The sequence below is a fragment of the Spinactinospora alkalitolerans genome, assembly GCF_013408795.1.
Classification (GTDB): domain Bacteria; phylum Actinomycetota; class Actinomycetes; order Streptosporangiales; family Streptosporangiaceae; genus Spinactinospora; species Spinactinospora alkalitolerans.
In genome coordinates this window covers 2,972,322-2,986,458 of record NZ_JACCCC010000001.1, presented here as the reverse complement: position 1 = coordinate 2,986,458, position 14,137 = coordinate 2,972,322, and the positions used below count along the sequence as shown (strand labels likewise).

Annotated in this window: 16 protein-coding genes and 1 pseudogene; 6 read left to right on the top strand and 11 right to left on the bottom strand. The window is 70.6% G+C overall.

Annotation, left to right across the window (positions count from 1 at the left end):
• Window positions 1-195: 195 nt before the first annotated feature.
• Entirely contained in the window at window positions 196-432 is a 237-nt protein-coding gene (locus HDA32_RS13225; RefSeq protein WP_179643465.1) for a hypothetical protein, read from the bottom strand.
• Between the two features lie 100 nt (window positions 433-532).
• On the opposite strand from HDA32_RS13225, the gene HDA32_RS13220 reads away from it, so the two are divergent.
• Window positions 533-1,357 (top strand): helix-turn-helix domain-containing protein, encoded by an 825-nt coding sequence (locus HDA32_RS13220; RefSeq protein ID WP_179643464.1) that lies wholly within the window; start codon window positions 533-535, stop codon window positions 1,355-1,357.
• Window positions 1,358-1,391: 34 nt separating this feature from the next.
• Here HDA32_RS13220 and HDA32_RS31420 read toward each other — a convergent pair whose 3' ends face one another.
• Window positions 1,392-1,526, bottom strand: a complete 135-nt coding sequence (locus HDA32_RS31420) for a hypothetical protein (RefSeq protein ID WP_281370388.1) — start codon at window positions 1,524-1,526, stop codon at window positions 1,392-1,394.
• 41 nt (window positions 1,527-1,567) lie between these two features.
• Here HDA32_RS31420 and HDA32_RS13215 point away from each other — a divergent pair.
• Window positions 1,568-1,738: pseudogene (locus HDA32_RS13215) on the top strand (helix-turn-helix domain-containing protein); the annotation flags it as partial.
• 132 nt (window positions 1,739-1,870) lie between these two features.
• Here the strand turns inward: HDA32_RS13215 and HDA32_RS13210 are convergent.
• From HDA32_RS13210 to HDA32_RS13200, 3 genes are all read right to left on the bottom strand, one after another.
• Complete coding sequence (locus HDA32_RS13210) at window positions 1,871-3,070, bottom strand: iron-containing alcohol dehydrogenase (protein WP_179643463.1); 1,200 nt, start codon at window positions 3,068-3,070, stop codon at window positions 1,871-1,873.
• A 257-nt stretch (window positions 3,071-3,327) separates the two neighbouring features.
• The gene (locus HDA32_RS13205) at window positions 3,328-4,371 is read right to left on the bottom strand and encodes a hypothetical protein (protein WP_179643462.1); all 1,044 of its coding nucleotides are present in this window, start codon (window positions 4,369-4,371) and stop codon (window positions 3,328-3,330) included.
• A 637-nt stretch (window positions 4,372-5,008) separates the two neighbouring features.
• The gene (locus HDA32_RS13200) at window positions 5,009-5,701 is read right to left on the bottom strand and encodes an ATP-binding cassette domain-containing protein (RefSeq protein WP_312863167.1); all 693 of its coding nucleotides are present in this window, start codon (window positions 5,699-5,701) and stop codon (window positions 5,009-5,011) included.
• A gap of 336 nt (window positions 5,702-6,037) precedes the next feature.
• Here HDA32_RS13200 and HDA32_RS13195 point away from each other — a divergent pair, with 336 nt between their 5' ends.
• Together HDA32_RS13195 and rnhA are read left to right on the top strand one after the other, a co-directional pair.
• Window positions 6,038-7,255, top strand: a complete 1,218-nt coding sequence (locus HDA32_RS13195; protein WP_179643461.1) for a styrene monooxygenase/indole monooxygenase family protein — start codon at window positions 6,038-6,040, stop codon at window positions 7,253-7,255.
• A 62-nt stretch (window positions 7,256-7,317) separates the two neighbouring features.
• Window positions 7,318-7,827 (top strand): ribonuclease HI, encoded by a 510-nt coding sequence (gene rnhA, locus HDA32_RS13190; protein ID WP_179643460.1) that lies wholly within the window; start codon window positions 7,318-7,320, stop codon window positions 7,825-7,827.
• 22 nt (window positions 7,828-7,849) lie between these two features.
• Here rnhA and HDA32_RS13185 read toward each other — a convergent pair whose 3' ends face one another.
• A complete protein-coding gene (locus HDA32_RS13185) occupies window positions 7,850-8,035 on the bottom strand; it encodes a hypothetical protein (RefSeq protein WP_179643459.1) in 186 nt (61 codons plus the stop codon).
• A 259-nt stretch (window positions 8,036-8,294) separates the two neighbouring features.
• Window positions 8,295-8,774 carry a nucleoside deaminase gene (locus HDA32_RS13180; protein ID WP_179643458.1) on the bottom strand — a complete coding sequence of 160 codons (480 nt, stop codon included), beginning with the start codon at window positions 8,772-8,774 and terminating at the stop codon, window positions 8,295-8,297.
• Window positions 8,775-8,975: 201 nt separating this feature from the next.
• Between HDA32_RS13180 and HDA32_RS13175 the strand changes: the two genes are divergently transcribed.
• Window positions 8,976-9,554, top strand: a complete 579-nt coding sequence (locus HDA32_RS13175; protein ID WP_179643457.1) for a dihydrofolate reductase family protein — start codon at window positions 8,976-8,978, stop codon at window positions 9,552-9,554.
• Between the two features lie 160 nt (window positions 9,555-9,714).
• On the opposite strand, the gene HDA32_RS13170 is transcribed toward HDA32_RS13175, so the two are convergent.
• Window positions 9,715-10,899, bottom strand: a complete 1,185-nt coding sequence (locus tag HDA32_RS13170) for a GDSL-type esterase/lipase family protein (RefSeq protein ID WP_179646672.1) — start codon at window positions 10,897-10,899, stop codon at window positions 9,715-9,717.
• 89 nt (window positions 10,900-10,988) lie between these two features.
• Window positions 10,989-11,558, bottom strand: a complete 570-nt coding sequence (locus tag HDA32_RS13165) for a TetR/AcrR family transcriptional regulator (protein ID WP_179643456.1) — start codon at window positions 11,556-11,558, stop codon at window positions 10,989-10,991.
• A 71-nt stretch (window positions 11,559-11,629) separates the two neighbouring features.
• Here HDA32_RS13165 and HDA32_RS30200 point away from each other — a divergent pair, with 71 nt between their 5' ends.
• Window positions 11,630-11,761, top strand: coding sequence for an FBP domain-containing protein (locus HDA32_RS30200; RefSeq protein WP_218882437.1), 132 nt, complete (start codon window positions 11,630-11,632; stop codon window positions 11,759-11,761).
• Window positions 11,762-11,911: 150 nt separating this feature from the next.
• On the opposite strand, the gene HDA32_RS13160 is transcribed toward HDA32_RS30200, so the two are convergent.
• The gene (locus HDA32_RS13160) at window positions 11,912-12,316 is read right to left on the bottom strand and encodes a cupin domain-containing protein (protein WP_246334329.1); all 405 of its coding nucleotides are present in this window, start codon (window positions 12,314-12,316) and stop codon (window positions 11,912-11,914) included.
• A 74-nt stretch (window positions 12,317-12,390) separates the two neighbouring features.
• Entirely contained in the window at window positions 12,391-14,061 is a 1,671-nt protein-coding gene (locus HDA32_RS13155) for an MFS transporter (protein WP_246334327.1), read from the bottom strand.
• Window positions 14,062-14,137 lie beyond the last annotated feature (76 nt).

Below are 14,137 nucleotides of genomic sequence, written 5' to 3'. Positions count from 1 at the left end.
CGGACTCCTACACTCACACGGCTCTGGCCGCCGAACACCACATCCAACGCCGACCCATGCTCCAGCCCCTGAGCACCGACGCCGTCACCGAAGCAGCGCTGGCCCGCCTGCCCCAGCCCTACCACGGCTGACTCCCGGAAGCCGCGATGTCCCTTCCCCTGACCAGGCCGGCAGATAGAACGCCACGGGCCCCGATCACCGACCGGGCCCCGGGGCGAATACCGCAGCCTGCCAATACTGCACCTGCCCCAGTACATCCTGGCCGCCTTCGCCGAGTTCGAAGTCGACCTCCTGCGGATGCGCACCCGCGAAGGCATGGCCGTCGCTCGCGCCAAGGGCAAGCTGCGCGGCAGGCAACCCAAGCTCAGCCCCAAGCAAGGTGCTTCCGGTGACGATGGCGGTCCTCGGCGGAGTGTCGGTTCCGTTGCTCATGTCGCCATCGTTTCGTCGCCGTCGCGGCGCGGGGAGACCGCGCGGAGACTGGCCCCGCCGAGGCCGGTCTCGTGCGCCGGGCGACCGCTAGGCTCGGCGCATGAGCGACAGCGATCTGGGGGCGTTCCTGCGCGCGCGCCGCGAAGCCGTCACACCCGCCGATGCCGGACTGCCCGCCGGCGGCGCCCGGCGCCGCACGCCGGGGCTGCGCCGGGCCGAACTGGCGACGCTGTCGGGCGTCAGCGTCGAGTACCTGACGCGGCTGGAGCAGGGACGCGACAGCCACCCGTCGGCGCAGGTGCTCGGCGCACTCTCCGACGCGCTCCGGCTCTCCGTCGACGAGCGCGTCCACCTGCGCCGCCTCGCCAAGACCGCCGGGGGCGCCTCCTGCGGCGCCGCGGCACCCGCGCGCACGGTCCGCCCCACGGTGCGCGCGCTCCTGGACCGGCTCGGTCCCGGCCCGGCCGTGCTGCTCAACCGGCTGAGCGACGTGCTCGCGTTCACCGACGGCTTCGAGCGCCTCGCCGATCCGCCCAACCTCGCGCGGTTCGTGTTCACCGACGCCCGAGCCCGCACCGGCTACCCCGACTGGGACCGCGTCGCCGAGGAGCAGGTGTCCCGTCTCAGGCTCTTCGGCCGCGACGAGCCGCACGTCGCGGCACTCGCCGACGAGCTGACCGTCGTCGCCGGCGCCGCGTTCGTCCAGCGCTGGCAGGCGCCGCCGAGCACGCCCAGGCGCACCGGCGTCGAGCGGTGGGTCCACCCCGATGCGGGGGAGCTGCGGCTGGCTTATGAGGTGCTGGACCTCCCCGACGCCGACGGCCAGCGCCTCATCGTCTACCTGCCCGACGACGACGGCGCGGCGGCCGGGCTCGACCACCTGACCGGACGCCGCCCGGGCACGCTGCGCGCCGTCGCCGGCTGACCCCGCCGCATCCCCGCCGACGGCGGGGATGCACTCACCCGGCGAGCCGGCGTCCCAGATCCCATACGCGCTCGACGATCTCCTCCGGCGCGTCAAGGGTGAACTCGGCGCCGAGCGCGGCGATCGCGGCGATGTACTGGACCACCGGCTCCGCGGAGTCCGCGCTCAACCGGACGGCGCACCCCTCGGGTCCGCGGGCCTCGACCTCGCGCCGCCGACCTGCTGCGCGAGTCCGACGCCACCGTCGACGCGGTCGCGCGGCGGGTCGGCTACGGCAGCTCCTTCGCGCTCAGCACCGCCTTCAAGCGCGTCCGCGGCATCAGCCCTCGGCAGCACCGCACCGGCGCGCCCGCCGATGTCGCCGCGGCTCCGGGGGAGTAGCCCGCCCGTTCCGCGCCGGACCCGAGGGAACGGGGCCGGCCGGAACCGCGTCCGAGACGTCGGAGGCGAAGCGGTGGAGCTTTCGACTCCCGGACCCGCACCCGCCCTCACCAGACGGTCCCGTTCTTCTCGTCAGAATCCGGATTCCTGCAGGACGTCCCGTACACCCTTGGCTCCCAAGGCCGCGATTCCGGGGTGCCTCCCCCATAGCGTCAGGGTCTCATTCCCCCATTTGACGAGTTCTTCATCGGACCGCCGTCCGTGATGGGCGGCATCGGCGTTCCGGGCGGCGGCGCAGAAGTCACCGATCGCCTCCCGCATCGACTTCTCGTAGCTCCTGTACTTCTCCATGGTCCGCAGCCGACCGGCGGAGCCAAGGGATTCCTCGCCGTCTGCGATCTTTTCGAGCAGAACCGGAAGTGCTCGGGAGGTCGCCGTCCCCTTGGACAGTCCGGTATGCGCAACCACCGTGTTCTGGATGCACCACCATGCCGGCATCGTCGGGGCCCAATGGTGCACGTGGCCTGCTGTGGCCGTCGACACGCTCAACTCGGCTGTCCGAAGGCGCTGGCCGTCGGCCGGATACTCATGGTCCGTGAGGTGCGCACCGATATCCAGGATCTCTTCGATCCATTCCACCGCAGTGCGGTCGATTCTCTTTGAGCTCCGCCGGGTTATGAGAAAAGGCCCCAATATCCGGAACAGGATCTCGTTCAGAGACTCGAACCACGCTTCGCGACTCAGGGTAGAGCTCCAGTCCGGATCTATGAGGGCCATGGTGGGCCTCAGGAATCCCCCCGTCAGGAGCCGGCGCGACGTACCGGTGTCCGGGGCGAGCGCGACCCGGGACGCCACCTCCGCGGCGGTGCCCGGTCGGGTCGAGAGGGCTATGAGGTGGGGTGTGGAATCAGGGCCCCGCGAGTCGGGGAGGGCGAGCACCCCGGTCGGTCGCCGCCAGATGGCCCGATCGAGCAGCCACGGTCGATGGTGGGCGGCGCGGGCGAGCTTCGCCGCGTCTATGGCGGACCCGCCGCCGAGTGCGACGCAGAGACGCGAGCCGGTCATGCGCATGCGGTCACGGACGAGGCGGGCCGATCCCACGGTTCCCGTCTGATCCGACGGCAGTGAAAGGACATCCGTGTGGACTCCGGATGCCGTCATCCGGTCCACCGTCTCTTGCACATGAGGGGTGGCGGAATTCAGCCCCGAGTCCGTCACCAGGAGCGCATGATCGGCGTATCCGGAGCACAGTCGGCCGACTCGCGTCCGGGCTCGGTGGGCAAGAACGACTTCCTGCCCACCGTCCGGACCGACGAGCACGCCCGTACTCATCGGCCTGTTTCGCCCTGCCCTCGCCGACGCGCCGACCTCCTCCCCTCCAGAACAAAGTTGATGATCGTTCCGGCGACGAGCACTGTGCCTCCGACAATTTCGAGCCAGCCTATGATCGCGTCCTGCTGCACCAGGTTGCTCACTCCGAGAGCAATGACGATGCAACCGGCTATCGCGACCCCATAGGCCCTGTTCTTCCAAATGCTTTTTAGCATGCTGATTCACTCATCTTGCTTCATTCTTTGCTTCCGCCCCTGCTATGTCGGATAGACGCAGATCGCGCAGAGCGTGTCGGTGGACGTGCAGCATGCGTCTACGGCAGCGGGGCACGAGGCCAGTGCGCAGGCGATGCACGTGAACCAGCCGCCGCAGGTCACGCATAGTGCACAGCCGCCCAAACCGGCGACGCACTGCCACGTGGCCTCCCAGTTGCACTGCTCGGTGAGATGCTTTTCCTCGCACGGGTTCCCGGGCCCGCAGCTCAGATTGCAGCCTCCGCATGGATCGGCGGACAAAGTATCCAGATCCCCTTCTGGGATCGGCGTCGGGACTGCTCCGTTGATGCTGTGCGCGAGAGTGGAGAGGAACGGGTGCTCAGGAGAGGAGCCGTGTTCGACGTGGAGGCGGTGGGCTCGCGTCTTGATTCCGTCGACTGGTTCATCGAGCACCCTGACATGCACGAGCATACTCTGTTCGTGCTGGTAATAGACCACGCTGGTCTCGGTGATCCCTTCGCCTCGATCGATCTCCACGCCGTAGACCTCGAGTTCTCCGGCGGGCGGCGATACCTCCCCCGTTGCGTCATCCGATTCCCGAAGAGCGGAGTCCGGTAGCTCGGCGGCGGAGGCAGGAGCAGCGCCGCCCGGGCTTACCAAAGAATACGTGTCAGCCACATTTGCGAAGTCCGAGGTGGCGAGACCGCGCCGGGCGGCCGCCATCAAGCGGTCATTGTGGAGCACCTCAACGTCATCGGGGTTGACGTTGGCCACCGAGGAACGGGCAGGTGTGTCTGCGGCGGCCGGGCCCGCCTTCATCAGTACGCCGAGGCCGACTATGGATCCAACCGCGCCGCGAATGAACGCGCTTCTTCCAAAGCGAGGGACTTTCCTCTTTCTGTTATCAAGTGCATTTCCCCCGAGTGCGCCGAGAACACGCCACGTGGTCTTTGCGTCGAGGTGGCGGGACAGAACGGGGGCGATCTGCCATCCCGTCCACGCCTCGACCGTGTCGTCGGTCGCTCGGACCAGAGTCGGAGCCCACGGCGCGTCGTCGCCGAGAGCCTGCTGACGCCATTTCCGCATTTGCGGGGAGCGTAGCGATACGACCTCGATGTGGTTCCCGGCCCCACGCCGTATCGACCGCGCGATGTCGGAGCAGTCGATGCACGAGGCATCATATCCTAAGAATAGCTTTCCATTTCTTTCCATTTGAACTCCCGAGTTTACCGCTTACCGGCGCAGTATAGTTCGATCAAAACCCGGAGTATCAACAGCCGCACCATAACCATGGAGTAACGATCCGTGTCGCGGCGTATTAGAGAATTGTGAAGGACATCCGACAGAAGAGCAGGGTACGGCCTTGCGGGAGCGCGTTTTGAGGGCTTTTCCGGACTTGGTGCTGCTCGTGGTCCGGATCGACGACCTGTACGCGTGCGGATTCACGCGCAGGCGGGAGGAACCACAGGAAGCAGACAAAAAAGACATTCCACGGCCTTGCGCAACCCCTGAGAGGCAGAGGGCCTTCCCATCCGCGGGCAGCCACCCCCGCAACGGCCGGATAAAGCCACCTCGTACATTTCCTCCTCACTCCGTAGAGAAGAACAGGGAGGTAGCCGGTCCGTTCCGCGCCGGACCCGAGGGAACGCCGGCGGCCGGACGGGGCCGAGACCGCCCGGCCGCCGGCGCCACCCTGCTCGAGACCCGAGAGGCCGCGGGACCCTCAGCCGGCCTCTGAGGCTTCGAGCAGGTCGCGGACCTCTTCGGCGGTGGTCTCCTGAAGCTCTTCCGCGAGGAGCAGCCGGCGGGTGATACCGACCGATTCGAGGAAGGCCAGGTCGTGGCCTGCGATCAGGAGCGCGCCCCGGTAGGAGTCCAGAGCGCTCGTCAGCTGCCGCACGCTGGCCACGTCGAGGTTGTTGGTCGGCTCGTCGAGCAGTAGAACGTCGGGACGCTGCAGCAGCAGCGCGGCCAGGCGCAGCAGAACGGTCTCCCCGCCCGACATCTGGCCCACGGTGCGCTCCAGTCCGACGCCGCCGAGTCCGAGCGAGCCCAGTGTCGCCAGGGCCCGCTCTTCGACGTCCCAGTCGTCGCCGACCGTCTCGAAGTGCTCCTCGCTGACGTCTCCGGCCTCGGTGGCGCGCAGCGCGGTGCGCCGCTCGGCGATGCCCAGAGCCTGGTCGACGCGTAGTGCCGTGTCGAGGGTGACGTTCTGCGGAAGGTAGGCGAGGCTGCCGCCGACGGTCACCGACCCCTCGGAGGGGCGCAACCGGCCGGCCAGCAGCCCTAGCAGGGTGGACTTGCCCGTGCCGTTGGCGCCGACGAGGCCGGTGCGGCCCCGGCCGATGCTGAGGGAGAGCCCGTCGAAGACGGCGGTGCCGTCCGGCCACTGGAAGGACAGGGCGGAGCAGGCCACAGAGGCGCCGGGCGACGGCGGGTGGCGACACGGCCCTTCGACAGCCCGGGCAGCACCGTCCCGGTCGCGCCGCCGCGGCCCCCGGGGCGGCGCGAACCGGGGGCGTCCACCGGTCCGCGGCCCTCCTCCGGGCTCATCCGGTCCGTCCCCGGTTCCGATTCGCGCACGGTTGCGCCCTCGTCATCGAAGAGCAACGGCGATCAGTGATAAAAGGGACACCACCTCTCACTCGGTTCACTCAATGCTTCACAGAACGACCGGTGCCGGACGGACCACTGGCCGCGTCCTGCGGTAGGGCCGCGGTCCGTCCGCACACCCACAGCAAGGGCGGCATGCATGCGAAGGATCCTGATCGTCGGCGCCGGTCAATCCGGCCTCCTCCTCGCCCACGGCCTGCTGCAGCGGGGTTACGACGTCACGCTGCTGACCGGGCGGACCTCCGACGAGATCCGGTACGGACCGATCTCCACCGGCCAGTTGACCTTCCCCAGCGTGCTGGCCTACGAACGCGGCATGGACCTGGACCTCTGGGGTGACCAGGCCCCGCGGGTGGAGTCGATCGCCCTGGACCTGAGGACGGACTCGGGCGAGCCGATGCTCGACTTCACCGGCCACATCCCGGGCGGCGGGGTGTCGATGGACCAGCGGGTCAAGATGGCCGACTGGCTGGAGGCGTTCGAGGACCGCGGCGGCAAGGTCACCATCCACGGCGCCACGGTCACCGACCTCGACTACTTCACCTCCATGTACGACCTCATCGTCGTCGCCGTGGGCGGCGGCGAACTCGGGCGGCTGTTCGCCCCGGACCGCTCCCGCTCCGCCGGGGGACGCCCCAAGGTCGCCGTCGACGCCTACGTGCACGGGGCGGCCCTGAACGAACACGACCGCATCCAGGCCGTTTTCATGGGTGATCTCGGCGCCATGCGCCTGGACCCCGCGCTGACGCCCTACGGCCGGGCGCACCGGATGGCGCTGTACGCCGAGCCGGGCGGGCCGCTCGACCTCTCCGGCGAGCGGCGGACCCCGGAGCAGATGTTCCGGCGGCTGCTCGGGGTCTTCGCCGAGCACGCGCCCGAGTTGCACGCGCAGCTCTCCGGCGCCCGACTCGTCGACGAGCAGAGCATCCACCTGGAGACGATCACCCCCTACGTCCGGCAGCCGGTCGGCGAGCTGCCCTCGGGCGGCAGCGTCCTGGGCATGGCCGACGTGGTCCTCTCCAGCGAGCCCGTCATGATGCAGAGCTGGAACAACTCCACCGCCTGCGCCCACGTCTACCTCAACCGGATCGCCGCGCACGGCGACGGGTCCTTCGACGCCGGGTTCATGCGGGACGCCTTCGCCGAGTACTGGGGCTACGCCCGCTACACGGCGTGGCTGGCGAACCTGCTCGCCGGGGTCGAGCAGGAGGACATCCCGCAGCACGCCTTCGAGCTGATGCGGGCGGGGAGGACGAATCCGGCCGTCACCGACCTGGTCATCAGCGGGCTGGACAACCCCATGCGGTTCGCCGAGGAGATCTCCTCGCCCGAGAAGGTGGCCGCGTACCTGGAGTAGTCGGCGGGCCCGCGGGAGCCGCGGGTCGCCGGGGCCGGGGCGGAACGGATAGATTGCGCGGCGTGCGAGTGAACGAACGGGCGGAACCGGGTGCCGACGCCGTGCAGATCTACACCGACGGCGCCTGCAGCGGCAACCCCGGGCCGGGCGGGTGGGGCGTCGTGCTGCGCTACGGCGGCCACGAGAAGGAGCTCTACGGCGGTGAGGCCGACACCACCAACAACCGGATGGAACTCATGGCCGCCATCATGGCGCTGGAGAGCCTGAAGCGGCCGCTGCCGGTGCACCTGCACACCGACAGCACCTACGTGCGCAACGGCATCACCGCCTGGATCCACGGCTGGAAGCGCAAGGGCTGGCAGACCGCCGGGCGCAAGCCGGTGAAGAACGCCGACCTGTGGAAGCGCCTGGACACCGCGGCCCTGCGCTACGAGATCGAGTGGAAGTGGGTCAAGGGCCACAGCGGCGATCCCGGCAACGAGCGCGCCGACGTCCTGGCCTGCCGCGGCCGCGACGAGGCCGCCCGCGGTCCCCGACCCCGCGTTCCCGCGGGGCCGGGGCGGGAGACCTGACTCCGGGAAGGGGCCGGCCCGACTACGGGGACCGGGGCGTGCGGCCGGTGTACCAGACGACGGCGACCACCAGCGCGCACCCGCCGATCTGGCTCGCGGTGGGGCGCTCACCGAGGACGCCGATGCCGAAGGCGGCCGCCAGGACGGGTTGCAGGCGCTGCGCGCCCGCGGCGTCGAACCGGAGCGGACGGGCCCCACCCCCTACCAAAGAGACGACGGCGGTATCGAAGGGAGAATGTGCTCGCGGTGGCGAGGGGCCGGTGTGGCCCCATGACCGACCCCCGTGACAGCATCCGATCGGGCGCCCGGCGGTGCTGTACAAGGAGGCCGTCGTGCGCGGCACCATCCTGTTCGAGCGCCACCCGGTCCTGCCCACGACCCTTTAGCCGGCGCGCGCTCCACCGACGCCGGGGGCCGTCCCGCGGCTCGTCGAGAGCCGCGGGACGGCCCCCGGCGTGGATCCCTTCTCAGGGGGAGCCGTAGAAGCGGCGGTGCAGGTCGCGAACCTGCTCCGCGAGCTCGGGAAACGGCCCCTCCACCACCAGGCCTGGGACGACCTCCCGGGCGGGCAGCGGCCGCACGGGAGGCGCTGGAACCCCCAGCTCGGCGAGCCAGGCCGTCAGCTGCCCGGAGGAGCTCACGTACACGATGCGGCCCAGCCCGACCCAGCCGTGCGCGGCGGCGCACATCGGGCAGTGCTCACCCGAGGTGAAGACGGTCGCCGCCGCCCGCTCCCCGGGGGCCATGTTCGCCGCGGCCCAGCGCGCCAGCTCGAACTCCGGATGCCGGGTCCGGTCGCCCGCGGCCACGCGGTTGTGGTCCTCGGCCAGGACGGTCCCGTCCGCGGCGACGAGCACGGAGCCGAACGGCTCGTCGCCCGCCTCCAGGGCCTCGGTCGCCAGTTCCACGCAGCGGCGCAGATGGTGCAGTTCGGCGTCGTTCACCATGGATGCCCTCCCGCAAGTCGGTCGTCAGCGCATGGTAGATCGCCGATGGGGCCGTGGTTCCGGCTCCCCGTTCATCCCCGGGGACCCGGGAAGGCCGCCGTCAGCGACCGTTTGGTCGCCTGGACCGCCCGAGGCGATGAGTTTCCGTCTCTCCGCCAGTCACCACTGGCACGGCACACCCGCGGAAGAAAGGAAAGTCCGATGTCGAGCCTCATGGTGGACTTCATCATCTCACTCGACGGTTACGGGGCCGCGGACGGCTGGCCCGGCTACTGGGGCATGGAGGGGCCCGAGTACCTCGCCTGGCTCAAGGAGGGAGCCGAACACGAGCACACCGCCCTCTTCGGTGCGACGACGTACCGGCTGATGTCCGGATTCGCCGCCGAGATGCCCGACGATCCCGGCCTCGCCGCATTGACCGCGATGCCCAAGGTGGTGTTCTCCTCCACCTTGCAGACACCGCTTTCGTGGGCCAACACCGAGTTGGTCAACGGGGACCCCGTCGAAACCGTGCAGGACATGAAGCGGCGCGACTCGCGGCCCCTGCGCACCGTTGGCAGCCTCAGCCTGTGCCGGTCGCTGCTCGAAGCCGGCGTGGTGGACCGCTTCCGTGTGATCGTCTTCCCGGTCATCACCGGCGCCACCGGGAGGGATCGCATCTTCGACGGGTATCCCGACATCGCCCTCGACCTGGTCGACAGCCGCACGTTCGACGGCCGGCTCCAGCTGCTCGAGTACGTTCCCAGGGTGCTCGACGGGCCGCCTGGCGTGGGCGGCTAAACGTACTCGGCCAGGAGGTCGGTGACACTCCAGGCGGGGCGTCGACGTGAGGATGACCTCCGGGAACCGGTGACCGTCACGGCCATCGAGGCGCTGCGCCGACCGGCGATGCACCATCCCGAACAGCACGGACATGCGGGGCGGACGGGCCGGGGGCGTCTCAGGCGCTCTCCGCGGAGAACGGGCCGCCGTTGCCGAAAGCGAGCTTGGCGAAGCGTTCGCCGATGCGGCGGTGGGTGGCGGCGTCCGGGTGGAGCCGGTCGGGCAGCGGCAGCTCGGCGGAGTCCGCCGCACCGTAGAGGTCGCGGCCGTCGAGGTAGTGCAGGTTCGGGTCCTCGTCCGCCCGCTGCGCCACGATCCGGGCCAGCTCGTCTCGGATGACGCCCAGGGTCAGTCTCCCGCTCGCGCGTTCCGCCGGATCGCCCGTGGCCCGGAACCGGAGCCGTCCCGCGCTGAGGTCGCTGAAGTCCGGGGCGCTGGGACCGGGGGTGTCCTCGTGGATGGGGCACAGGATGGGCGAGGCGACCAGCAGCGGTGCGGTGGGGTGGCCTTCGCGGACGGTGTCGAGGAAACCGTGCACCGCGGAGGTGAAGGCACGCAGGCGCATCAGGTCGGTGTTGACCAGGTTGACGCCGATCTTGATGCTGATCAGGTCGGCGGGGGTGTCCCGCATGGCGCGGGCGGTGAACGGGTCGAGCAGGGCGCTGCCGCCCAGGCCCAGGTTGATCAGTTCCACGCCGCCGAGGGAGGCGGCGAGTGCGGGCCAGGTGGTGGTGGGGCTCGCGGCGTCGGAGCCGTGGCTGATCGAGCTGCCGTGGTGCAGCCACACCCTGCGGCCCCGGTCCGGCACGGGTTCGATGCGGGCGTCGGTGCGCAGGGCGACGAGTTCGGTGGTCTCGTTGTGCGGCAGCCAGATCTCGACGTCCTTGACGCGGTCGGGCAGGCCGGTGAAGCGGAGGGTGCCGACCGGGCCGGGCCGGTTCTCGGCGGTGCCGGCGGCCATGTCGATGGTCAGGGTGTTGCCGCCGGTCACGGCGGTCTGGTCGGCAAGGCGGCCGTCGATGAGCAGGTCGTAAACGCCGTCCGGGCGGGGCGGGGCGCCCACGTAGGCGCGCTTGGTGGGCAGCGCGTCGAGCTCGACGGCGGTGGCCCGGGTGCGGAAGACCAGCCGTACCCCGGAGGGCTGGGACTCCGCCATGGCCAACTGCGGGTCGGCGCACTGGGCACGGGCCCGGGCGGGCAGTCGGTGCGGCAGCACGCCGTGCTCGGTGTGCTCCAGGTCGAGGGCGCCGCGCAAAAGGTCCAGGGTGATGGGCGTGGTGGTCCAGTCGTACCGGGTGTGCATCATGTCAACCTGTTGATCGAGATTTCCGGATTGCTCTGATTCGTTGCTCCGGCGCCTGGCCGACCACCTGCGGTGGGCGGGATCCGCGGTCAGGGCGCGGGCCAGTTCCGCAGCAGGGCGTCGAGGGCGTCCAGGGACCGTGACCAGGTCTCCTGGGTGTCGGGGGCGCTGTGGCTGAACCCTCCCCCCATCTCCAGGGTCACGTAGCCGTGGAAGACGCTGCCCAGCAGACGGACCGCGTGGGTCTGGTCCGGTTCCGCCAGGTCGTAGCCGCGCAGGATCGCCCGTGTCATCCGGGCGTGCCTGGCGCCGGCGCTGGCGGCCGCCGTCTCCGGGTCCAGCCTGAGCTGGGCTGCGGCGTAGCGGCCGGGATGCTCGCGGGCATAGTCGCGGTAGACGTTCGCGAGGGCGGTCAGGGCGTCCTTGCCGGCCCGGCCGGCCAGGGCGTCGGCGGCGCGATCGGCGAGTTCCTCCAGAGCGAGCAGGGCGATTCCGGTCTTGAGGTCCTGGGAGTTCTTCAGATGCGAGTACAGGCTCGCGACCTTGACGTCGAACCGCCTGGCCAACGCCGAGACGGTCACCTGGTCGAAGCCGACCTCGTCGGCCAGCTCCGCTCCCGCCCGGACGAGGCGTTCCGTGGTCAGCCCTGCATGCGCCATACCCTTCCTCCTATTCGCCGAAATCGACTATACATCTGCCTAATATGTTTAGGCGAATTGGACTGTCTTTTGTGGAGTCGCCGACCGAGCGGGAGATCCGCACCGCGTTCGTGAACCGCCCCGAGGGCCGGTTGGAGCGCCCGTCCGTCCCGCGCGACCCGGCCGACCGGCCCCGGGGTGACCTGGACCGTCTCGGCCGGTGAGAGCCCCGCCCCCGGTCGCCCCCGCCTCGTCGCCGAGCTCGGCGGCCGCCCGGGCGCCGGCCAGGAACTCGACCGGCACGCCCAAAAAGGTGGAAGCGACCGGAGAAGACCCGGCACCGGATCCCGGCCGCGGCGCACGGGACCTCGGCCTCAGATGTGCTCCATGACGATCACCGCGGTGGTGTCCGGTTCGAGGGCCTCGAAGACGTGCGGCCTGTCGCCGGGGTAGGTGACGTAGTCGCCCGGGCCGAGTTCGACCGGCTCCTCGGCCGGTCCGGCCAGCGCCCGGCCGGTGCCGAGCACCACGTGCTCCGTCGTGCCGGGCATGTGCGGTTCGGAGGTCCGGGGCTCGCCCGGCTGCGCGCCGATCCGGTAGAGGTCGCGCCGGGCGTTGGGCGGGCAGGAGGCCAGCAGCGTGGCCGCGTAGTTGGCCTGCTCGGAGTGGGTGGCCGACCCTTCGCCGACGCGGATCACCCGCACGTTCGGCCGGGGCGGGTCGACCAGCCGGCTGAACGGCACGCCGAGTGCGGCGCCCAGCGCCCACAGGGTCTCCACGCTCGGGTTGCCGGTCCCCGATTCCAGTTGGGACAGCGTGGACTTGGCGATGCCCGCCCGCCTGGCCAGCTCGGTCAGGGACAGGCCGGCGCGGTCGCGCTCCCGGCGGATCGACCTGTCCCGCTCATGCCGCCGGGGAATCGGAGGGGTCCATGGTGGACCCCGGCCTGTGAAGTCGGCCGAGTCGCGAAGGGAGCGGTCAGTCGGCCTTGCCGGTCGGGGGGAGATGGCGCAGCAGCAGTGCGGCGACGATGGCGAGCCCGGCCAGCAGGGCGGCGCCGACGGCGCCGACGGTGTTGAAGCCGCTGGTGAAGGCCTCGCGCGCGGGCTCCAGCAGCGCGTCGCCGAGCGCGGGGGGGCAGTTGCTCCGCCGCCGCCACGGCCCCGTTGATACCGTCACGTCCGGCCTCGGCCGCCTCGGGCGGGACATCGGCCGGGACGGAGCCCGCCATCTCGGCGCGGTACACCGCCGCGGCGATGCTGCCCATGACGGCGACGCCCAACCCGATGCCGAGCTCGCCGCTGGTCTCCGACATGGCCGCGGCTGATCCGGCCTTCTCGGGCGGCACGGAGCCCACGACCATGTCCGTGGTCAGCACGGTCGTCGGGCTGAGGCCGAAGACGGCGACGACGCACGCGCCCACCAGGAGGGCGAGCCCGGCGGCACTCTGCACCTGGATGGTCAGCAGGAAGCCGACGACCGAGACCACCGCGCCGCCCGCGATGACGTGGGCCGGGCGCACGCGGCGCGCGGCGAACGGGGCCAGCACCGACCCGATGATCGACGCCAGCGCGAGCGGGATCACCCAAAGGCCCGCCTGCAGGGGCGACAGTCCATGGACCAGCTGCAGGAACTGCGGGTACAGGAAGAAGACCCCGTTGACGGCCATGATGCCGAGCAGCAGCAGGACCAGCACGGTGCTGAACGTGCGGTCGCCGAACAGCCGCACGTCGATCAGCGGGTCGGCGAGCCTGCGCTGCCTGCGCACGAACACCGCACCGACGGCCGCCCCGGCCACGACCGCCGTGCTCGGAACCCAGTGCACGCCGCCTTCGGCGAACTCCTTGAGGCCGTAGACGATCGGCAGGATCGTGGCCAGCGACAGCGCCGCACTGGTCAGGTCCAGCCTGCCCGCGCCGGGGGCGCGGTACTCGGGCAGCAGCACCGGCGCCGCGATCACCAGCAGCGCCATGACCGGTACCGCCGGCAGGAACACCGAGCCCCACCAGAAGTTCGCCAGCAGGACGCCGCCGACGGTCGGACCCACCGCGACACCGGCCGAGAAAGTGGTCATCCAGATCGCGATGGCCACGCCGCGCTGCCGGGGGTCTTTGAACATGTTGCTGATCAGGGCCAGCGTGGAGGGCATCAGCGTCGCCCCGGTGATGCCGAGCACCGCGCGGGCCGCGATGAGCATCGCCGGCGTCGTCGAGTAGGCGGCCAGCAGCGAGGCCAGCGCGAACCCGACCGCCCCGATCATCAGCAGCCTGCGGCGGCCGATCCGGTCACCGAGCGTTCCCATCGTGACCAGGAAGCCCGCGATCAGGAACCCGTAGACGTCCATGATCCACAGCAGCTCCGTGCTGCTCGGCCGCAGGTCCGCGCCCAGGTGCGGGGCCGCGAGGAACAGCACGCTGACATCCAGCGCCAGCACGAGGAGGGGCAGGGTGAGCACGGCCAGTCCCGTCCACTCCCGCGGCCCGGCCCGCAGGTGGGGGGCGGGGGCGGTGACATCCGACGACATGAGGAGCCCTTTCCGTCCGTTGTGATCCGGTCGCCCGCGGCAGCGGGGGCCGGTCTCGAGGCGTGATCCGTTGCCT

What these genes read in the sequence shown, in the direction of transcription:
- HDA32_RS13225 (WP_179643465.1), bottom strand. Translation starts at nt 432, where the DNA reads ATGAGCAACGGAACCGACACTCCGCCGAGGACCGCCATCGTCACCGGA.
- HDA32_RS13220 (WP_179643464.1), top strand. Translation starts at nt 533, where the DNA reads ATGAGCGACAGCGATCTGGGGGCGTTCCTGCGCGCGCGCCGCGAAGCC.
- HDA32_RS13210 (WP_179643463.1), bottom strand. Translation starts at nt 3,070, where the DNA reads ATGAGTACGGGCGTGCTCGTCGGTCCGGACGGTGGGCAGGAAGTCGTT.
- HDA32_RS13205 (WP_179643462.1), bottom strand. Translation starts at nt 4,371, where the DNA reads ATGCGGAAATGGCGTCAGCAGGCTCTCGGCGACGACGCGCCGTGGGCT.
- HDA32_RS13195 (WP_179643461.1), top strand. Translation starts at nt 6,038, where the DNA reads ATGCGAAGGATCCTGATCGTCGGCGCCGGTCAATCCGGCCTCCTCCTC.
- HDA32_RS13180 (WP_179643458.1), bottom strand. Translation starts at nt 8,774, where the DNA reads ATGGTGAACGACGCCGAACTGCACCATCTGCGCCGCTGCGTGGAACTG.
- HDA32_RS13175 (WP_179643457.1), top strand. Translation starts at nt 8,976, where the DNA reads ATGTCGAGCCTCATGGTGGACTTCATCATCTCACTCGACGGTTACGGG.
- HDA32_RS13170 (WP_179646672.1), bottom strand. Translation starts at nt 10,899, where the DNA reads ATGCACACCCGGTACGACTGGACCACCACGCCCATCACCCTGGACCTT.
- HDA32_RS13165 (WP_179643456.1), bottom strand. Translation starts at nt 11,558, where the DNA reads ATGGCGCATGCAGGGCTGACCACGGAACGCCTCGTCCGGGCGGGAGCG.
- HDA32_RS13155 (WP_246334327.1), bottom strand. Translation starts at nt 14,061, where the DNA reads ATGTCGTCGGATGTCACCGCCCCCGCCCCCCACCTGCGGGCCGGGCCG.